Genomic DNA, 16,003 nt, shown 5'->3' on the forward strand with positions numbered 1-16,003 from the left:
CCACCCTTCAATCGCCAGCGCTTTCGCCCCTGCGCAAGGCTGCTCCGTGGAGCTCCGGACTCACGCCCGGGCCGGCCAGACGAGCGATATCTGCGCAGGCTGGCGCACGCCCTCGACCAGGACGAAGCCCGCGGCATCGAACTGCCAGTTCAATTCGACCTTGCCAGTTCCGCCACCGCTGGCCGTGACCGTTTCCGGCGGCGTCGCGGCCGCGATGCGCAGACGGTAGCGCCGGCGCGCCGGGATTTGCCCGGAATCGCCTTCCGGCGCCGCGATCGAGACGCGCACGCCATCATCGGCAGGGGCGCATGAAATCCGCGTCAGGGCATAGGCCCCCTGGCGATAGGCGCCGCTGGCCGTGTCGTCGTCGTAGAGGGTGAAGCTGCCCGCCGTCGAGGGATGGATGAGCAGCGTGACCTCCTCGGTGGGGCCGGAATCATGCTGCACGACCGGGGCGAGCGGCAGCGGCGTGCCGCCACGCAGGAAGACCGGGATCGTCTCGAGCGGCGCTTCGGCGATGATGGTCGCCGGGCCGCGATAGGCCTTGCCCGTCCAGTAATCGTGCCAGATGCCGATCGGCAGGCGGACCGGGCGCGAGCGCGCCCCCTCCTGCGTCACCGGCGCGACCAGGATGTCATCGCCGAGCAGGAACTGGTCGCCGAGATCCCAGGTGACGCGCTCGCCCTCACGGTCGAGCACCAGCGGGCGGATCAGCGGCAGGCCGTCGCGATGGGCCTGCCAGGCGAGCGTGTAGATATAGGGCATCAGCTGATAGCGCAGCTCGATGAAGGCCCGGCAGATCGCCTCGATCGCCGCCCCCCTGCCCCAGGGCGTGTGGCGGCGCCAGTCGCGGCCATGGGCCCGGAAGATCGGGCAGAAGGCGCCGTACTGGAACCAGCGCACGAAGAGCTCGTCGCTCTCGGCAACGGTCGCGTAATAGCCGCCGATATCGGTGCCCCAATAGGGCACGCCGGACAGGCCCATATTCAGCCCGGTCGGCACCTGCGCCGCCAGCGTCGGGAAGGTGTTGTTGACGTCCCCCGACCAGCAGGCGGCGCCGAAGCGCTGCATGCCGGCGCCGCCGGAGCGGCAGAGCATGAAGGCGCGCCCCTCGGGCCGGTCCTTGGCCTCGCCCTCCGCAAAGGCCTGCTGGCGCAGCAGGTCGAAGCGGTTGTGCAGCGTCGCGCCGCTGCCGGCCGCGAGCCCGGTCGTCGCCGCCGGGCCCTCCCCGCCATCGAGCCACCAGCCGTCGACGCCGAGCTTCAGCAGGTCGTCATGCGCGCTCCACCACCAGCGCCGCGCGTCTTCCCGGGAGAAGTCGATATAGCGCTGGCCTTCGAGATAATTGCTCAACGGGCGCGTGGTCGGGACGATCGTGGCGTAGCCGTCATCGAGGCAGAAGCCTTTCGCCTCGGCCTCGCGATAGAGCGGCGAGTTCTTGTGCACCACCGCATATTCATGGGTGATGATCCGGAAGCCCTGGTCCTTGAGCTCCGAGAAGACCGGCGCCGGATCGGGCAGCAAGGTGGGCTCGCAGGTCAGGTGGCCGACGCCGGCATTCCAGCCGCGCTGGTCGCTATAGGTCGAGAGCAGCACGATGCCGTCGCAAGGGATGTCGCGCGAGCGAAATCCCTCCGCCAGCCCAAGCAGCTCAGCCGTATCGTCGAAATGCCGGGTCGATTGCAGATAACCCAGCGCCCAGCGCGGCGGCATCGGGGCATGGCCGAGCAGATCGGCGGCGAGCGCCAGCGTCTCGCGAATGGAGCTGCCGCCGAGATAGTAGATATCGACCTGCCCGGCCGCGCAGGAATAATCCGCCAGCACGTCGTCGTTCGAGTCGCCCGGATCGAGATTGGCGACGCCGGAATGGTCGAAGAACAGCCCGTAGCCGGCCGAGGAGATCAGCAGCGGGATCGAGATATCGGCGCCCTGCCCGTGATTGACATGGCTGTTCCAGAAGCGCCGGGTGACGCCGAGCCGGTCGAGCGGGTTGCCGGCGCCGCCGAGCCCGTAGAAGTGCTGCTCGCCGATGAATTCCAGCGGCAGCCGCAGGCCGTTGCTCAGATCCAGGCCGGAGAGCCGCAGGCGCAGCGGCACCGCGCCGGCCGCGTTGCGGATATCGAGCGCGAGCGGCCCGTCCTTCACCTCGAATGCGACGCCGCCGGCCAGAGCGACCGCGCCATCGACCGAGAGCGGCAGTGCCGCGATCGCCCGTTCCGGCGGGAGATAGGAGGCGGCAGGATCGAACGGCCCGGCGCCGATGCGGATGCGCAGGATATTCGGCGCCTGCGCCGCGATCTCGATCGGGCAGGCGCCCGCGATCTCCGTCTTGGCGCCGGAATGCCGGATGGTCGGTTGGGACATGCTTGGGCCACCTGTGTTCAAGAATTCATGCCGGCGTTCCAGCCGCCACCGTCATCGAGAGGGTCTTGGCTTCGGCAAGCCCGGGTAAAGGCTCCGCGAAGCAATCCAGGAGGACGCAGAGCGCTGCCGCCCCTGGATTGCTTCGCTGCGCTCGCAATGACGGGAAGAGCCGGCCCGGTGGACCATCTCAGTGCGCCATCCGGCTCGAGCCGAGATAGAGGCGGATCACCTCGGGATCGTGTAGGAGTTGCAGGCCGGGGCCTTCGAGCCGGTTGCGGCCCTGCTCCAGCACATAGGCGTAGTCGGCGACGCCGAGGCATTGCCGCGCGCGCTGCTCGACCATCAGCACGGAGACGCCGAGGCTGTTGATGCTCTTGATCCGGTCGAAGACCTCGTCCTGGATCGCGGGCGCCAAGCCGGCCGAGGGCTCGTCGAGGATGAGCAGCGAGGGGTCGGACATCAGCGCCCGGCCGACCGCGAGCATCTGGCGCTGGCCGCCCGAGAGCATGGCGGCGCGCTTGGCCAGCATGGTCTTGAGCAGCGGCATCCAGGCCAGCACCCGTTCCAGCCGCTCGGCGAATTTCTCCGGCGCCTGGCAGCAGCCGATCTCGAGATTCTCCGTCACCGAGAGATCGGCGAAGACATTGGCGATCTGCGGCACCATGTTGGCGCCGAAGGCGGTGATGCGGTGGGTCGGCAGGCCGTTCAGGCTGCGCTCGACGCCGTCGGCGCCGACGAGGCGGATCTCGCCGCCGCGGCGCTCGACCAGCCCGTAGACCGTCTTGAGCAAGGTCGACTTGCCCGAGCCGTTCGGGCCGATGATGGCGACGATGGTCTGGCGGCGGACCTCGATCGAGACGCCGTGCAGGATGTTCTCGTCGGTATAGCCGGCATAGAGGTCTTTGACGGAGAGGACGATCTCGCTCATCGGGCGGTCCCTCCCGGCCGGCCCGAGCGGCCGAGATAGGCCTCGATCACGCGCTGGTTCTCCTGGATCTCGGTGGGCTTGCCCTCGGCGATGACCCTGCCCTCGTCCATGACGACGATGCGGTCGCTGATCGTCATGATCATGTCCATGTCGTGCTCGATCACCAGCACGGTGATGCCGCGCTTGGCGCGCAGGTCGAGGATGTGCTGGAACAGCTCCTCCGCCAGCACCGGCGCGACGCCGGCCATGGGCTCGTCGAGCAGCATCATCTGCGGCTCGACCATCAGCGCGCGGCCGAGCTCGAGCAGCTTCTTCTGCCCGCCCGAGAGCGTGCCGGCATAGGCATCGGCAAGGCGCGAGAGGCGCAGCAGTTCGAGATATTCGCCGGCCTGCTTGCGGATTTCGGCCTCGCGCCGCCGCACCCGGCCCGGCGCCAGCCAGGCCATGGCGAGGTTCTCGCCCGGCTGGTCCTTGGCGGCGAGCATCATGTTCTCCATCAGCGTCATGCGGGTCAGCACGCGCGCCGTCTGGAAGGCGCGCACCAGCCCGGCTTGCGCCACGACATGGCCGGGCTCGCGCTCCAGCCGTCGGCCACGGAAGCTGATCGTGCCGGAATCGGCGCGCAGGAAGCCGGAGATGATGTTGAAGGCCGTGGTCTTGCCGGCGCCGTTGGGGCCGATCAGCCCGGTGATCGAGCCTTCCTCGACCGCGAATGTCGTGCCGGCCACGGCGGCGACGCCGCCGAAGGCCTTGGCGATGTTGTCGACGACCAGGAACACGTCACTTCTCCAGCAGCATTTCGCGCTTGTTGCCGAAGATCCCCTGCGGCCGCATGGCCACGAAGATCACCAGCAGCAGCCCGACCAGGAACAGCCGCAGGAAGGCGCGGGAGCCTGAATCGATCATGGTCAGCGGGTAGAAGTTGAGGAAGCGCGTGCCGGTATAGAGCAGGCTGAACAGGATGGCCCCGACGGGAATCGCCCAGATGCGGTTCAGGCCGCCGAGGATGAGGATGAGATAGGCGTAGAAGGTGATGGTCGGCTGATAGTCGTCCGGGCTGAAGACGCCGATCTGCAAGGCGAGCAGCAGGCCGGCGCCGGCGCCCAGGATGGCGCCCAGGACCAGCGCCTGCAGCTTGAAGAAGAAGACATTCTTGCCGCAGGCGGTGACCGCCGTCTCGTCCTCGCGGATCGCCTTCAGGACGCGGCCCCAGGGCGAGTGTTCGAGCTGCCAGAAGGCGAGGAGCAGGAAGGCGGTCAGCCCCCAGATGACGAGGAGCATCACCGTGTCGCGGGAGAGGCCGAGCCGCTCGCCGATATCGCTCATCAGCGTCTGCCAGCCGGTATTGTACATCGCGACATTGGCCGGGCCGAGCAAGCCCATCGAACCGAGCGAGCCGCCGGTGAACTCGGGAAAGTTCATCACCATGTAGCGGACGATCTCGCCGCCAGCGACGGTCGCGATCGTCAGGTAGTCCGCGCGCAGCCTGAGCGTCGGGATGCCGAGCAGCAGCGCGAACAGCACCGCCGCGACGATGCTGGCCAGGAGCGCCCAGGGCAGCGGCCAGCCATAGCGCACGACGAGGATCGCCATCGCATAGGCGGCGATCGCCATGAAGGCGACATGGCCGAAATTCGGCAGGCCGGCCATCGAGAACTGGACGTAGAGGCCGAGCGACAGGATGGCGTAGATGCCGGCCAGGGTCGCGACGAAGGTCCAGAAGGTCGGGTTGAAGAAATCCATCAGAAGGCCCTCGCTCGGCGGCCGAACAGGCCCTGGGGGCGGAAGAGCAGAAGCGCGATCAGCGTGACGAAGGCGAGGATCGGCTTGAAGCGCGCATCGAGCCCGCCGAAGAAGCCGCTCCAGGTCGAGAGCTCCATGGCGAGGCCGAGCACCATGCCGGCGATCAGCGCGCCATAGGCGCTGCCGATGCCGCCCAGCACCACCGTGGTGAAGATCAGGAACAGCACCTGATAGCCGAGATTGGGGTCGAAAGTGCCCTGCACCAGCGCGAACATCACGCCGCCCAGCCCCGCCAGGATGCCGGCCAGGAACCAGACCCAGTTGCCGATCGCCTTGACGTCGATGCCGGAGACGGCGGCGAGGTCGCGGTTGTCGGCGACCGCGCGCATCGACTTGCCAAGCCTGGTGCGGGCGAGGAAGTAGGTCAGCGCCGGCGCGACGATCAGCGCGACGATGACGGAGAGCAATTGCCCGGGCGAGATGGTGAGCGGGCCGAGGCGGTAGACCACCATCTGGTCGATCGGCAATTCACGCAGCTGCGGCCCGGCGAAGAGGAAGACGAGGTTGCGCAGCATCATGCCGAGCCCGACCGTGATCAGCGACATCGCCACCAGGCCGCGGCCGCGCAGCGGGCGCAGGACGAGAAGATGGATGCCGATCGCGATCAGCCCCGTCGCCAGCATCGCCAGGATGACGGAGACGGCGAGATTGACGCCGAACACCACCGAGAAGGCATAGGCCGCGAAGGCCGCAAGGGTCAGATACTCGCCATGGGCGAAATTGGCGATGCGCTGGATGCCGAAGACCAGCGTCGCTCCGACACCGGTGAGCGCGAGAATGGTGCCCGTGATCAGCCCATCGACAATGAGCTGGGCCAGTTGCTGCCACATCGAAGAAAAAGTTCCGGATCGGTCGGCGGCCGTGCTGCGACGGCGCGCATGAAAAGACGGCGCATGAAAACGGGGTGAATGAAAACGGGGCCTGCCGGCGATACGGCAGGCCCCGGCGAAATCACTGCTTCAGCGGGACGGTCGCGATGACCTTGCTGCTGCCGTTCTCCTGCACCTGCCAGACATCATAGGCGCTGGCGCCGGCGCGGCCGCCGGGCGTGTAGGAGATCGGGCCGGTCGCGCCGTTGAAATGGATCTTGCGGCCGGCCATCACCGCCTTGATCGCGTCCTCGAGTTGCTCGAACGTGTAGTTCTCGCCGGGATCATTGGTTATGTTCACGACCTGGCCCGCGATCTTGGTCGGATCGGACGAGCCGGCCTGCAGCGCCGAGAGGAAGGCGACGAAGACGCTGTCGAAGGCTTCCGAGGTGAAGGAGGCGAAGGCGACGCCGGGACGGGCGTTCTTCTCATAGAGCGCCTTGAAGGCCGGGAAGGAGGCGCCGGAGGAGGCATTGGCCTGGACGGCGCGCATGCCCGGATAGTTGCGCGTGCCCTTGCTCTGGCAGTCGTTGAGCGTGTCGGAGCCGAAGGTCTTCGACGCCTCCCACTGGCCGGTGCGGGCGAGCGGCAGGGCGAGCTTGGCGAAGGTCTGGCAGAAATCGATCATCAGCCAGCCGTCGGGCGAGCCGGCGACGATCTCGCGCGCCTCGCTGTCGAGCAGCGGCTGCTGCGGATTATAGGTGACGGTCTTCAGGATGGTGCCGCCCTGGGCGGTCCAGGCGTCCTTGAACACGGCCGAGAGATTGGTGCCATAGGCGTCGTTGCGCGCCGCGATCGTCATCTTGGCGTTCTTGCCGAAGGTCTCGCCGGCGATCTGGGCGAGGATCTTGCCCTGGATGTCGTCGGCGGCGATGGCCTGCCAGAGATAGCTCGGCTGGGTGGTGTTGAGCTTGGTCAGGGCCGGGCTGGTGCCGCCGGTGAAGACGACGACCTTGTTCGGGATGGTGACCGCCGAAGCCATGGCGCTCGTCACCGAGCTGAACGTGTCGCCGATGATGACGTTGACCTTGTCGACCTGGACCAGCTTCTGCGCGACTTCGACGCCGGCCTGCGGGCTGCCCTGGCTGTCCTGCGAATCCGCCAGGACGACCTGGATATCCGGCAGGTTCATCTTCTTCAGCGTCTCGGCCGTGTGGTTGATGGCGAGACGGGCGGCTTCGTTCCAGGCCTGCCCGGCAGCCGAGGAATCGCCCGTCAGGCCGGAAACGATGCCGTATTTCAGCGTGAACTTCGGCGTCTGGGCCATTGCCGGATTATTGGCAATAATCCCGGTTGCGATCAGCGCGGTCAGGCCGACCGCGGATAGAAGCAGCTTGCGCATGATACTCTCCCGCTCTGTGATATTTATCCCATTCGCGGTTATTTCCGCCGTTTCCCGGCATTTCATGCCGCCAGCAGATCCGCCCTTGAACAAAATAAGATTGTATATAATCCGCCCTGTCAACTGATATATTTGGACGCAGTTCGCGCGGCAGCGGCCAGCCGTCCTCAGGCCGCGCTGCCATGGAGCGGCGGCAGGCCTGCCGCGACGCGCCGGTGGTAGTCATCCTTGCTGGTCTTCAGGTGATCGACGCAGAGCTGAGCCAGCGACCAGCTGTCGGTGCCCTGCAGAAGCTCGATCATGATGCGGTGCTGGCTGCGCGACACCCGCAATCCGGCAGGATCGGCCAGGTTCTTCGCCCGCATCGGCAAGGTCAGGCCCATATATTCGCGCAAGGTCCGCACCAGATAGGGATTGCCGCAGGCCGCGAACATCTCGAGATGGAAGACGTCATTGGCCTCGTGGATGCCGCGCAGGTTGCCGGTTTCGGCATGGCGGTCATATTCCGCCTGGATGGCCTCCAGCCGCTCGATCAGGGCGGCCGGCGCCGGCAGCGGGATCAGCAGCGCCGCCTGCCGGGTCAGCATCTCGCGGACGGCATAGATCTGCACGACCTCCTCGGCCGTATAGGAACAGACTGTCGCGCCGACATTCTTCTCGCGGCTGAGCACGCCGCTGCGCTCGAGCTGGACGAGCGCCTGCCGGATGAAATGCCGGCTGGCGCCGTAGCGCGCCATCAGCGCGTCCTCGACCAGGCGCGCGCCCGGCGCGACGCGGCCGAAGATGATGTCCTCCTCGAGCAGGCTGACGACCCTGGCAAGCTCCTCCGTTCGCGACAGCGTTGCGTCGGTCATGTCGTTCCCTCAGACCCGTTCGAGGTGGACTCAAGCACCGCGCCATCCCCGCGCAAACGCGGAGCCCGCCGGGCATGCCCTGTCCGGAGGCGGCGCATTGTCAATAATCTGCCGATATAGCGCCGACATGGCGCAATTGTCAGCATCATTATTGACAATCCCGCCTTCCTGGGATTGTTCGAGACTTTCCGTGCGCGACCGGACGAAGGACGAGCGATGGCCAGGGGCTTGCGAAAAGGGCTGACCAATTACGGCGACGAGGGCTTCGCGCTGTTCCTGCGCAAGGCCTTCATCAAGGCCATGGGCTATTCCGACGATGCGCTGGAGCGGCCGATCGTCGGCATCACCAACACCTATAGCGACTACAATCCCTGCCACGGCAACGCGCCGCAGCTGATCGAGGCGGTGAAGCGCGGCGTGATGCTCGCGGGCGCCATGCCGATGGTCTTCCCGACAATCTCGATCCACGAGAGCTTCGCCCATCCGACCTCGATGTTCCTGCGCAACCTGATGGCGATGGACACCGAGGAGATGATCCGGGCGCAGCCGATGGATGCGGTCGTCGTTATCGGCGGCTGCGACAAGACCCTGCCGGCGCAGATCATGGCGGCGGCGAGCGTCGACCTGCCGACCGTGGTCGTGCCGGTCGGGCCGATGGTGGTCGGCCATCATCGCGGCGAGGTGCTCGGCGCCTGCACCGATTGCCGCCGGCTCTGGAGCGCCCATCGCGCCGGCGAGATCGACGAGGCCGAGATCGACGTGGTCAATGGCCGGCTCGCTCCCTCGGTCGGCACCTGCATGGTGATGGGCACGGCCAGCACGATGGCCTGCATCAGCGAGGTGATGGGCCTGTCCCTGCCGATGAGCGCGACCATTCCCGCTCCCCATGCCGAGCGCATCCGGCTGGCGGAGGCGAGCGGCCAGGTCGCGGCAAAGCTCGCCGTCGAAGGCGGCCCGCGCCCGAGCGAGCTGCTCACCCCTTCCGCCTTCCGCAACGCCGCCGTGGTGATGCAGGCGATCGGCGGCTCGACCAATGGCGTCATCCATCTCTCGGCCATCGCCAACCGCACGCCGCACGCGTTCTCGCTCGACGAGCTCGACGAGATCGGCCGCAAGGTGCCAGTGCTGGTCGACCTGAAGCCCTCGGGCGCGCACTACATGGAACATTTTCACCATGCCGGTGGCCTGCCGGCGCTGCTCGCCCAGCTCGGCGAGTTGATCGATCTCGATGCCCGCACCATCGGCGGCGGCACCTTGCGCGACATCGTCGCGACGGCGGAAGTGGTTCCGGGCCAGGACGTCATCCGTCCGCGCACGGCGCCGATCAAGCCGCAGGGCTCGATGGCGGTGCTCTACGGCAACCTCGCCCCGGGCGGCGCCGTCATCAAGCAGGCGGCGGCGAGCGAGCGCCTGCTGCAGCATACCGGCCGGGCCGTGGTCTTCGAGTCGGTCGAGGACATGGCGGCGCGGATCGACGACCCCGATCTCGACGTCACCGCCGAGGACGTACTCGTCCTGCGCAATACCGGGCCGAAGGGCGCGCCCGGCATGCCGGAAGCCGGCTACCTGCCGATCCCCAAGAAACTCGGCCGCACCGGCGTCAAGGACATGGTCCGGATCTCCGACGCCCGCATGAGCGGCACCGCCTTCGGCACGATCGTCCTGCACATGACGCCGGAATCGGCCGTCGGCGGCCCGCTCGCGCTGGTCGAGAGCGGCGACATGATCCGGCTCGACCTCGCCGGCCGGCGCATCGACCTGCTGATCGACGAGGCGACCTTCGCCCGGCGCAAGGCGGCGCGAGCGGGCGAGGCGCCTGCCCCCCTGCCGGAGCGCGGCTATGCGAAGCTGTTCCAGCAGAGCGTACTCCAGGCCGATGAGGGCTGTGATTTCGATTTCATGACGGCGCCGCGACGGAAGCCCTGAGCCCTTGCTCTGGATCGGAGCGCGTCCGCTTCAGAGCGTGCTGGCCAGTTCGCAGGCATCTGGCTCGCCAATGAGCACGTTGCCGAAATCAGAACGTCCGGGGCTAAAATCGATGCTTTCCCGCTCCACTGCGGGGGAGCTACGCTTTCGACATGAAGCGCCGCCTGCCGGGCGCGCCCTATCTGCCGAGAGCCGGGCATGCGAGCCGATCTGATCATTCGCAACGGTCATGTTGTCAGCATGGACGGAGATTTCTCGGTCCATGTCGGCGGCGCGGTCGCGGTTTCCGGCGATCGGATCGTCGCTGCCGGGCCGGCCTCGGTCGTCGAAGGCGTCACGGCCACGCAGGAGATCGACGCCGAGGGCGGGCTCGTCATCCCCGGGCTGATCAACAGCCATTGCCATTTCGCGATGACGCCGTTCCGCGGCCTCGGCGAGGGCCTGCCCAACCGGCTCGAGCGCTTCATGTGGCCGCTGGAGCGCGACATGGTCGATGGCGATCTGGTCGAGGCCGGCGCAGTCCTGGGCGCGATCGAGATGGTCGTCGCCGGCACGACCTGCGTCGTCGACAGCTACACCTATCCCGAGCGGCGCGCGCTGGCCGCCGACAAGGTCGGCCTGCGCGCCCTGATCGGCCAGACGATCATGAACCAGCGCACGCCGGATTCTCCCGACTGGCGCGCCGGGCTCCGCCGCGCCGAGGGCTGGCTCGGCGACTGGGCCGGCCATCGCCTGGTCACGCCGATCCTCTCGCCGCATTCGCCCTATGCGCTGGATGACGAGGCGCTGGCCGGGATCGTGGCGCTGAGCGATCGCAGCGGCTGCAGCATCACCATGCATGTCTCCGAATTCGAGTGGGAGGCGCAGCGCCTGCGCGAGAGGCGCGGCCTGACGCCGGTCGCCCATCTCGATGCGCTCGGCTTCTCCAACCGCGTGTTCATCGCCGCGCATTGCATCTTCGTCGATGACGACGACATCGCGATCATGGCCAGGGGCGGCATGAGCGTCGCCCATAACATGGTCGCCAATATCAAGGCCGGGAAAGGCGTGGCGCCGGCCGGAAAGCTGCGCCGCGCCGGCATCGCGGTCGGCCTGGGCACGGACGGGCCGATGAGCGGCAACGGCATCGATACGCTCGGCCAGCTCGGCTATGTCGCCAAGGTCGCCAACCTGATGGCGCTCGACAACGCGGCCATGCCGCCGCGCGACGTGGTGGAGATGGCGACGATCGGCGCCGCGCGGGCGATCGGCATGGCCGATGTGCTCGGCTCGCTCGAAGCCGGCAAGAAGGCCGATATCGCGATCATCCGGACCGACCAGCCGCATATGCAGCCGCTCTACGACGTCTACACCTCGCTGGTCTTCAGCGCGACGACGCGCGATGTCCGCGCCACGATCGTCGACGGGCGCCTCGTCGCCCGTGACGGCGTCCCGCTCCATGCCGACATGCCCGCCGCGATCGCCGGGGTGCGCGCGGCCGGCGCGCGGCTGGCGGCCCATGTCGGGCTGCCGCCACTGGAAATGAGCGGCGGCCACGCCATCCCCCCTGCACGCCCCTTCCTGTCCTGAGCCACGGAGCAACCCTATGAGCCGGATCTCCGATCAGCCCGCCTTCGCCCCCAGCCGCCGCGCGCTGCTGGCCTCCGGTCTCGCCATCGCGGCTGGAGGCGTCGGCATCTCGGTCGCACGCGCCGCCGGCAAGGACATCGTGAACGCGCAGCTCAGCTGGCGGCTCAGCAACAACCAGCTCGGCGAGATCGCCGCGATGAAGCTCGGCTATTACGAGGCCGAGGGCATCGAGCTGAAGATGCAGCCGGGCGGCCCGAGCAATGACGGGGTCGCCATCGTCGCCTCCGGCCGGGCCAATGTCGGACAGCTCTCGTCCTCGCCCTCGCTGCTGCTGGCGGTGTCCCAGGGCATTCCGCTGCGCTGCTTCGCCTCGGCGCTGCAGCGGCACCCGTTCACCTTCTTCTCCCTGCCGCGGGCGCCGGTTCGCCGGCCGCAGGACATGGTCGGCAAGCGCATCGGCATCCAGGCGACGGCGCGGCCGCTGCTGCGGGGCATGCTGCTGCGCAACGGACTCAAGGAAAGCGACGTCAAGATCACCGTGATCGGGGCCGAACTGACGCCGCTGCTCACCGGCCAGGTCGATGTCGCGACCGGCTGGATGTCGAACGGGCTCGCCGTCGGGCCGGACCGGATCGAGCTCGCGCTGTGGGATTGCGGCGTGCGCCTCTATGCGCTGCCCTATTACGCGACGGTCGACACGCTGGCGAAGCACAAGGACGTGCTCGCACGCTTCGTGCGCGCCAGCGCCAAGGGCTGGGCCTTCGCCTATCAGAATGTCGAGCAGGCCGTCGGCTATCTGCTGGAGAACCAGCCCGAGCTCGACGCCGCCAACGCGATGGCGACCGCGAAATCGCTGGTGACCTTCGCCTATGACGAGACGACGCGGACGCAGGGCTGGGGAGCGATGTCGCAAAAGCTCTGGCAGGACCAGATCGATCTGTTCAAGGAGCTGGGCGAATTCACCGCCCGCGTGCCCTCGGCCGACGAGGTCTTTACGCCGGATATCCTCGCGCTGACCGAAGACTCGCGGCCGCGGCTGGGCTGACCATGGTCGGCACGCCCGAGGACAACATGCGCGCGGCGCTCGCCGCCTCCCGGGAAAGCCCGAACCGCGTGCGCCAGGTCGGCGCCCTGCTTCAGGCAGGCGATGGCACGACGATCGCCGCGTGCAACACCTTCCCCGCCGGCGTGCGCGACCTGCCGGAGCGGCATGAGGGCGACGGCCGCTTCGTCTGGATGGAGCATGCCGAGCGCCACGCGATCTTCACCGCCGCAAAACGCGGCATCGCGACCGCCGGCGCCACGCTGACGACGACCTTCTTTCCCTGCATCGATTGCGCCCGCGCGATCGTCGATGCCGGCATCACCTGCGTCGAGACGCCGCCGCCTGCCTTCGAGGACCCCGTTTGGGGCGATGCCTTCATCCGTTCATCCGTCATTCTGGAAGAAGGCGGGGTCGCGATCCGGCACGTCGTCGCCACGGCGCCGGCCGAGCTTTGAGAAGACCCTGCTGCGCAAGTTCGCGGCAGTTGGCTGCCGATTGTGCATGCACTCTTTATGGCAACGCCTTGGACTAAATTTAGCGATATCTGAGTACGCGTATTGATGTTCTACTCGGTTCATAAGGCGACTAACCGCCAGGACAGGGGAACAAACACCGTGCCACTCAACAGACGCTTCTTCCTGCAATCGCTCGCCGCGTCCTCCATGGCCGGACCGATGCTCTCGTTCGAAGCCGGGGCGCAGGGCCGCACCGCCGTCAACATGCAGATCGGCTGGATCACGGGCGGCAACCAGATCGGCGAGATCTGCGCCAAGGCCATGGGTTTTTACGAGGCCGAGGGCCTCGACATGCGCATCCAGGCCGGAGGGCCGAATATCGACGGCGTCGCCGTCGTCGCCAGCGGCCGCTACGAGGTCGGGCAGGTCTCCTCCAGCCCGTCCCTGATGCTCGCCGCGTCGCAGGACGTGCCGGTCGTCTGCTTCGCCGCCGGCTGCCAGAAGCACCCCTATACCTTCTACTCCTTGAAGAAGAACCCGGTGCGCGAGCCGAAGGACTTCATCGGCAAGAAGGTCGGCATCCAGTCGACGGGCATCATCCTGCTGCGCGCGCTGCTGGCGCAGAACAAGATCCCGGAGAAGGAGGTCACCATCATCCCGATCGGGGCCGACATGTCGCCGCTGCTCACCGGGCAGGTCGATGTCGTGACCGGCTGGGAGACGAACACCACCGCCCTGAAGGTGCTCGGGCCGGACCGGGTCGGCATGACGCTTTGGGACGCCGGCGTGAAGCTCTACGCCCTGCCCTATTACGCGACGGCCGAGACGCTGAAGAGCAAGGGCGATCTCGTCGCGAAATACCTGCGCGCCTCGGGCAAGGGCTGGGCCTATGCCCATGAGAACCGGGACCAGGCGGTCGCGCTGCTGGTCAAGGAATACCCCAATCTCGTCGCAGCCGACGAGCGCGCGGCGCTCGACGTGATGCTCTCCTTCTCCTTCGGTCCGCAGACCAAAGCTGATGGCTGGGGCACGATGGATCCGGCCGTCTGGCAGGAGCAGATCGATCTCCACGCCGCGCTCGGCCAGTTCTCGAAGCGCACCCCCAAGCTCGCCGAGGTCATGACGCTCGACGTGCTCAAGGCGACGGCCGACGCCCGGCCGCGGATCGGCTGAAGCCATGACAGTGCAGGCGATGATCGAGCCCGAAGCGCTGGCTGCCTCCCGGCCGGGCGATGCCGCGGTCGACTGCCGCAACGTGACGGTGCGCTTCGTCACCGAGCGGCGGACCGTGACCGCGCTGGAGAATGTCAGCTTCTGCGTCGGCAGCGGCGGCTTCCTCAGCCTGCTCGGCCCGTCCGGCTGCGGCAAGTCGACCCTGCTGCGCGTCGTCGCCGACCTCGTCGCGCCGAGCTCGGGCAAGGTCGCCGTCTTCGGCCAGAGCCCGCAGGAGGCGCGGCTGCAGCGCGCGCTCGGCTTCGTCTTCCAGGATGCGGCCCTGCTGCCCTGGCGGACGGCGCTGCAGAATGTCGAGCTCTCGCTCGAGGTCGGCGGGCGCCCGCGCCTGCCCTCGGGCATGCCGACGCCGCGCGAGCTGCTCAAGCTCGTCGGGCTCGAAGGCTGGGAGGGCAGCTTCCCGCACGAGCTTTCCGGCGGCATGCGCCAGCGCGTCTCGATCGCCCGGGCGCTGCTCGGCGGGCCGCGGCTGCTGTTGATGGACGAGCCTTTCGGCGCGCTCGACGAGATCACCCGCGACCGGCTGAACGAGGAGCTGCGCCGGATCTGGCGCGAGACCGGCACGACGATCCTCTTCGTCACGCACTCCGTCTACGAGGCGCTCTTCCTCGGCGAGCAGGTGCTGGTGCTGGCGGCCAATCCGGGCCGCGTCGCCTCCCTCGTCGATATCGACCTGCCGCGGGAGCGCACGCTCGCGATCCGCGAGACGCCCGAGTTCATGCGCACGGCCACCATCCTTCGCACGGCCCTGGGAGGCACGGAATGACGCTCGCCGCCGCAGTTCCGCCAGAAGCCTCGGCCTCCGCCGCCGAGGAGAGCTTCCGCCGCGCCCAGCGCCGCACGCAGCTTCGTCGCCGCATCCTGCCCTTCGTCGGCATCGGGATCTTCCTCGGCATCTGGGCGGCGCTGGTCTATCTGCTCAAGGTTCCGCCCTTCATCGCCCCTTCGCCGCTGCTCGTGGCCCAGACCCTGGTGGGCAAGGGCGGCATCCTGCTCGCCAACCTCGTCCCGACCGCGATCGAGGCGCTTGCCGGCTTCCTGCTCGGCAATCTCGCCGCCATCGTCATCGCCACCGCCTTCGTCCACAAGAAGACGCTGGAGGAGACCTTCTTCCCGACGGTGGTGCTGATCAACACCATCCCGGTCGTCGCCAAGGCGCCGATCCTCGTCCTGCTGCTCGGCAACGGCATGGAACCGAAGATCGCGATCGCCGCGCTGATCTGCTTCTTCCCGACGCTGGTCAATATGGTGCGCGGGCTCGAGGCGGTGAACCCGCAGGCGATGGAGCTGATGCGCGTGCTCTCGGCCTCGAAGCGCGAGGTCTTCTTCAAGCTGAGGCTCTACAATTCCCTGCCCTACCTGTTCTCGGCGCTGAAGATCTCGGCCTCGACCTCGGTCGTCGGCGCCATCGTCGGCGAATGGATCGGCTCGAATGTCGGCATCGGCGCACTGATCATCCAGGCGACCTACAGCTTCGACTCGGCCCTGCTCTACGCCACCGTGATCGTCGCCTCCTGCTTCTCGATGACCTTCTTCCTGACCGTGACCATGCTGGAGCGCCTGATCGTGCGCTGGCAGCCGACCAGCGCACATTGACGCCGGCCGAACCGTGGAG

Annotated in this window: 14 protein-coding genes; 7 read left to right on the forward strand and 7 right to left on the reverse strand. The window is 67.7% G+C overall.

Translation table 11 applies throughout. The features are described 5' to 3' along the window. Positions 1-60: 60 nt before the first annotated feature. From EV560_RS19715 to EV560_RS19745, 7 genes are all read right to left on the reverse strand, one after another. Positions 61-2,364 (reverse strand): glycoside hydrolase family 31 protein, encoded by a 2,304-nt coding sequence (locus EV560_RS19715; protein WP_131857504.1) that lies wholly within the window; start codon positions 2,362-2,364, stop codon positions 61-63. 187 nt (positions 2,365-2,551) lie between these two features. Beyond that, entirely contained in the window at positions 2,552-3,292 is a 741-nt protein-coding gene (locus EV560_RS19720; RefSeq protein WP_131857505.1) for an ABC transporter ATP-binding protein, read from the reverse strand. Continuing rightward, positions 3,289-4,071 (reverse strand): ABC transporter ATP-binding protein, encoded by a 783-nt coding sequence (locus EV560_RS19725; RefSeq protein ID WP_131857506.1) that lies wholly within the window; start codon positions 4,069-4,071, stop codon positions 3,289-3,291. Before EV560_RS19725 ends, EV560_RS19720 begins: the two co-directional genes overlap by 4 nt. Position 4,072: 1 nt before the next feature. Then, on the reverse strand, positions 4,073-5,035 hold the full coding sequence (locus EV560_RS19730) for a branched-chain amino acid ABC transporter permease (protein ID WP_131857507.1): 963 nt from the start codon (positions 5,033-5,035) through the stop codon (positions 4,073-4,075). Then, positions 5,035-5,925 (reverse strand): branched-chain amino acid ABC transporter permease, encoded by an 891-nt coding sequence (locus EV560_RS19735; RefSeq protein ID WP_131857508.1) that lies wholly within the window; start codon positions 5,923-5,925, stop codon positions 5,035-5,037. Before EV560_RS19735 ends, EV560_RS19730 begins: the two co-directional genes overlap by 1 nt. 121 nt (positions 5,926-6,046) lie before the next feature. Further along, positions 6,047-7,306, reverse strand: coding sequence for an ABC transporter substrate-binding protein (locus EV560_RS19740; protein ID WP_165923552.1), 1,260 nt, complete (start codon positions 7,304-7,306; stop codon positions 6,047-6,049). A 167-nt stretch (positions 7,307-7,473) separates the two neighbouring features. Beyond that, entirely contained in the window at positions 7,474-8,160 is a 687-nt protein-coding gene (locus EV560_RS19745; RefSeq protein WP_131857510.1) for a GntR family transcriptional regulator, read from the reverse strand. A gap of 216 nt (positions 8,161-8,376) precedes the next feature. Between EV560_RS19745 and EV560_RS19750 the strand changes: the two genes are divergently transcribed. From EV560_RS19750 to EV560_RS19780, 7 genes are all read left to right on the forward strand, one after another. Then, positions 8,377-10,086: an IlvD/Edd family dehydratase gene (locus EV560_RS19750; RefSeq protein WP_131857511.1), complete on the forward strand. Its 1,710-nt coding sequence runs from the start codon at positions 8,377-8,379 to the stop codon at positions 10,084-10,086. A 198-nt stretch (positions 10,087-10,284) separates the two neighbouring features. After that, positions 10,285-11,655, forward strand: a complete 1,371-nt coding sequence (locus EV560_RS19755) for an amidohydrolase (RefSeq protein ID WP_131857512.1) — start codon at positions 10,285-10,287, stop codon at positions 11,653-11,655. Between the two features lie 16 nt (positions 11,656-11,671). Next, a complete protein-coding gene (locus EV560_RS19760; RefSeq protein WP_131857513.1) occupies positions 11,672-12,700 on the forward strand; it encodes an ABC transporter substrate-binding protein in 1,029 nt (342 codons plus the stop codon). Between the two features lie 2 nt (positions 12,701-12,702). Then, entirely contained in the window at positions 12,703-13,155 is a 453-nt protein-coding gene (locus EV560_RS19765) for a deaminase (RefSeq protein WP_131857514.1), read from the forward strand. Between the two features lie 159 nt (positions 13,156-13,314). Then, the gene (locus EV560_RS19770) at positions 13,315-14,328 is read left to right on the forward strand and encodes an ABC transporter substrate-binding protein (protein ID WP_248312137.1); all 1,014 of its coding nucleotides are present in this window, start codon (positions 13,315-13,317) and stop codon (positions 14,326-14,328) included. 4 nt (positions 14,329-14,332) lie between these two features. Then, positions 14,333-15,154, forward strand: coding sequence for an ABC transporter ATP-binding protein (locus EV560_RS19775; protein WP_131857516.1), 822 nt, complete (start codon positions 14,333-14,335; stop codon positions 15,152-15,154). Further along, positions 15,151-15,984 carry an ABC transporter permease gene (locus EV560_RS19780; RefSeq protein ID WP_131857517.1) on the forward strand — a complete coding sequence of 278 codons (834 nt, stop codon included), beginning with the start codon at positions 15,151-15,153 and terminating at the stop codon, positions 15,982-15,984. Before EV560_RS19775 ends, EV560_RS19780 begins: the two co-directional genes overlap by 4 nt. The last annotated feature ends 19 nt before the right edge of the window (positions 15,985-16,003 follow it).

The organism is Allobosea sp. BK604 (assembly GCF_004341515.1).
Lineage (GTDB): Bacteria > Pseudomonadota > Alphaproteobacteria > Rhizobiales > Beijerinckiaceae > Allobosea.

Bases quoted from the DNA above. Each gene is read 5' to 3' on its own strand.
- EV560_RS19750 (WP_131857511.1), top strand. From the start codon at position 8,377: ATGGCCAGGGGCTTGCGAAAAGGGCTGACCAATTACGGCGACGAGGGC.
- EV560_RS19755 (WP_131857512.1), top strand. From the start codon at position 10,285: ATGCGAGCCGATCTGATCATTCGCAACGGTCATGTTGTCAGCATGGAC.
- EV560_RS19730 (WP_131857507.1), bottom strand. From the start codon at position 5,035: ATGGATTTCTTCAACCCGACCTTCTGGACCTTCGTCGCGACCCTGGCC.
- EV560_RS19760 (WP_131857513.1), top strand. From the start codon at position 11,672: ATGAGCCGGATCTCCGATCAGCCCGCCTTCGCCCCCAGCCGCCGCGCG.
- EV560_RS19715 (WP_131857504.1), bottom strand. From the start codon at position 2,364: ATGTCCCAACCGACCATCCGGCATTCCGGCGCCAAGACGGAGATCGCG.
- EV560_RS19775 (WP_131857516.1), top strand. From the start codon at position 14,333: ATGACAGTGCAGGCGATGATCGAGCCCGAAGCGCTGGCTGCCTCCCGG.
- EV560_RS19735 (WP_131857508.1), bottom strand. From the start codon at position 5,925: ATGTGGCAGCAACTGGCCCAGCTCATTGTCGATGGGCTGATCACGGGC.
- EV560_RS19745 (WP_131857510.1), bottom strand. From the start codon at position 8,160: ATGACCGACGCAACGCTGTCGCGAACGGAGGAGCTTGCCAGGGTCGTC.
- EV560_RS19780 (WP_131857517.1), top strand. From the start codon at position 15,151: ATGACGCTCGCCGCCGCAGTTCCGCCAGAAGCCTCGGCCTCCGCCGCC.
- EV560_RS19740 (WP_165923552.1), bottom strand. From the start codon at position 7,306: ATGCGCAAGCTGCTTCTATCCGCGGTCGGCCTGACCGCGCTGATCGCA.
- EV560_RS19765 (WP_131857514.1), top strand. From the start codon at position 12,703: ATGGTCGGCACGCCCGAGGACAACATGCGCGCGGCGCTCGCCGCCTCC.
- EV560_RS19720 (WP_131857505.1), bottom strand. From the start codon at position 3,292: ATGAGCGAGATCGTCCTCTCCGTCAAAGACCTCTATGCCGGCTATACC.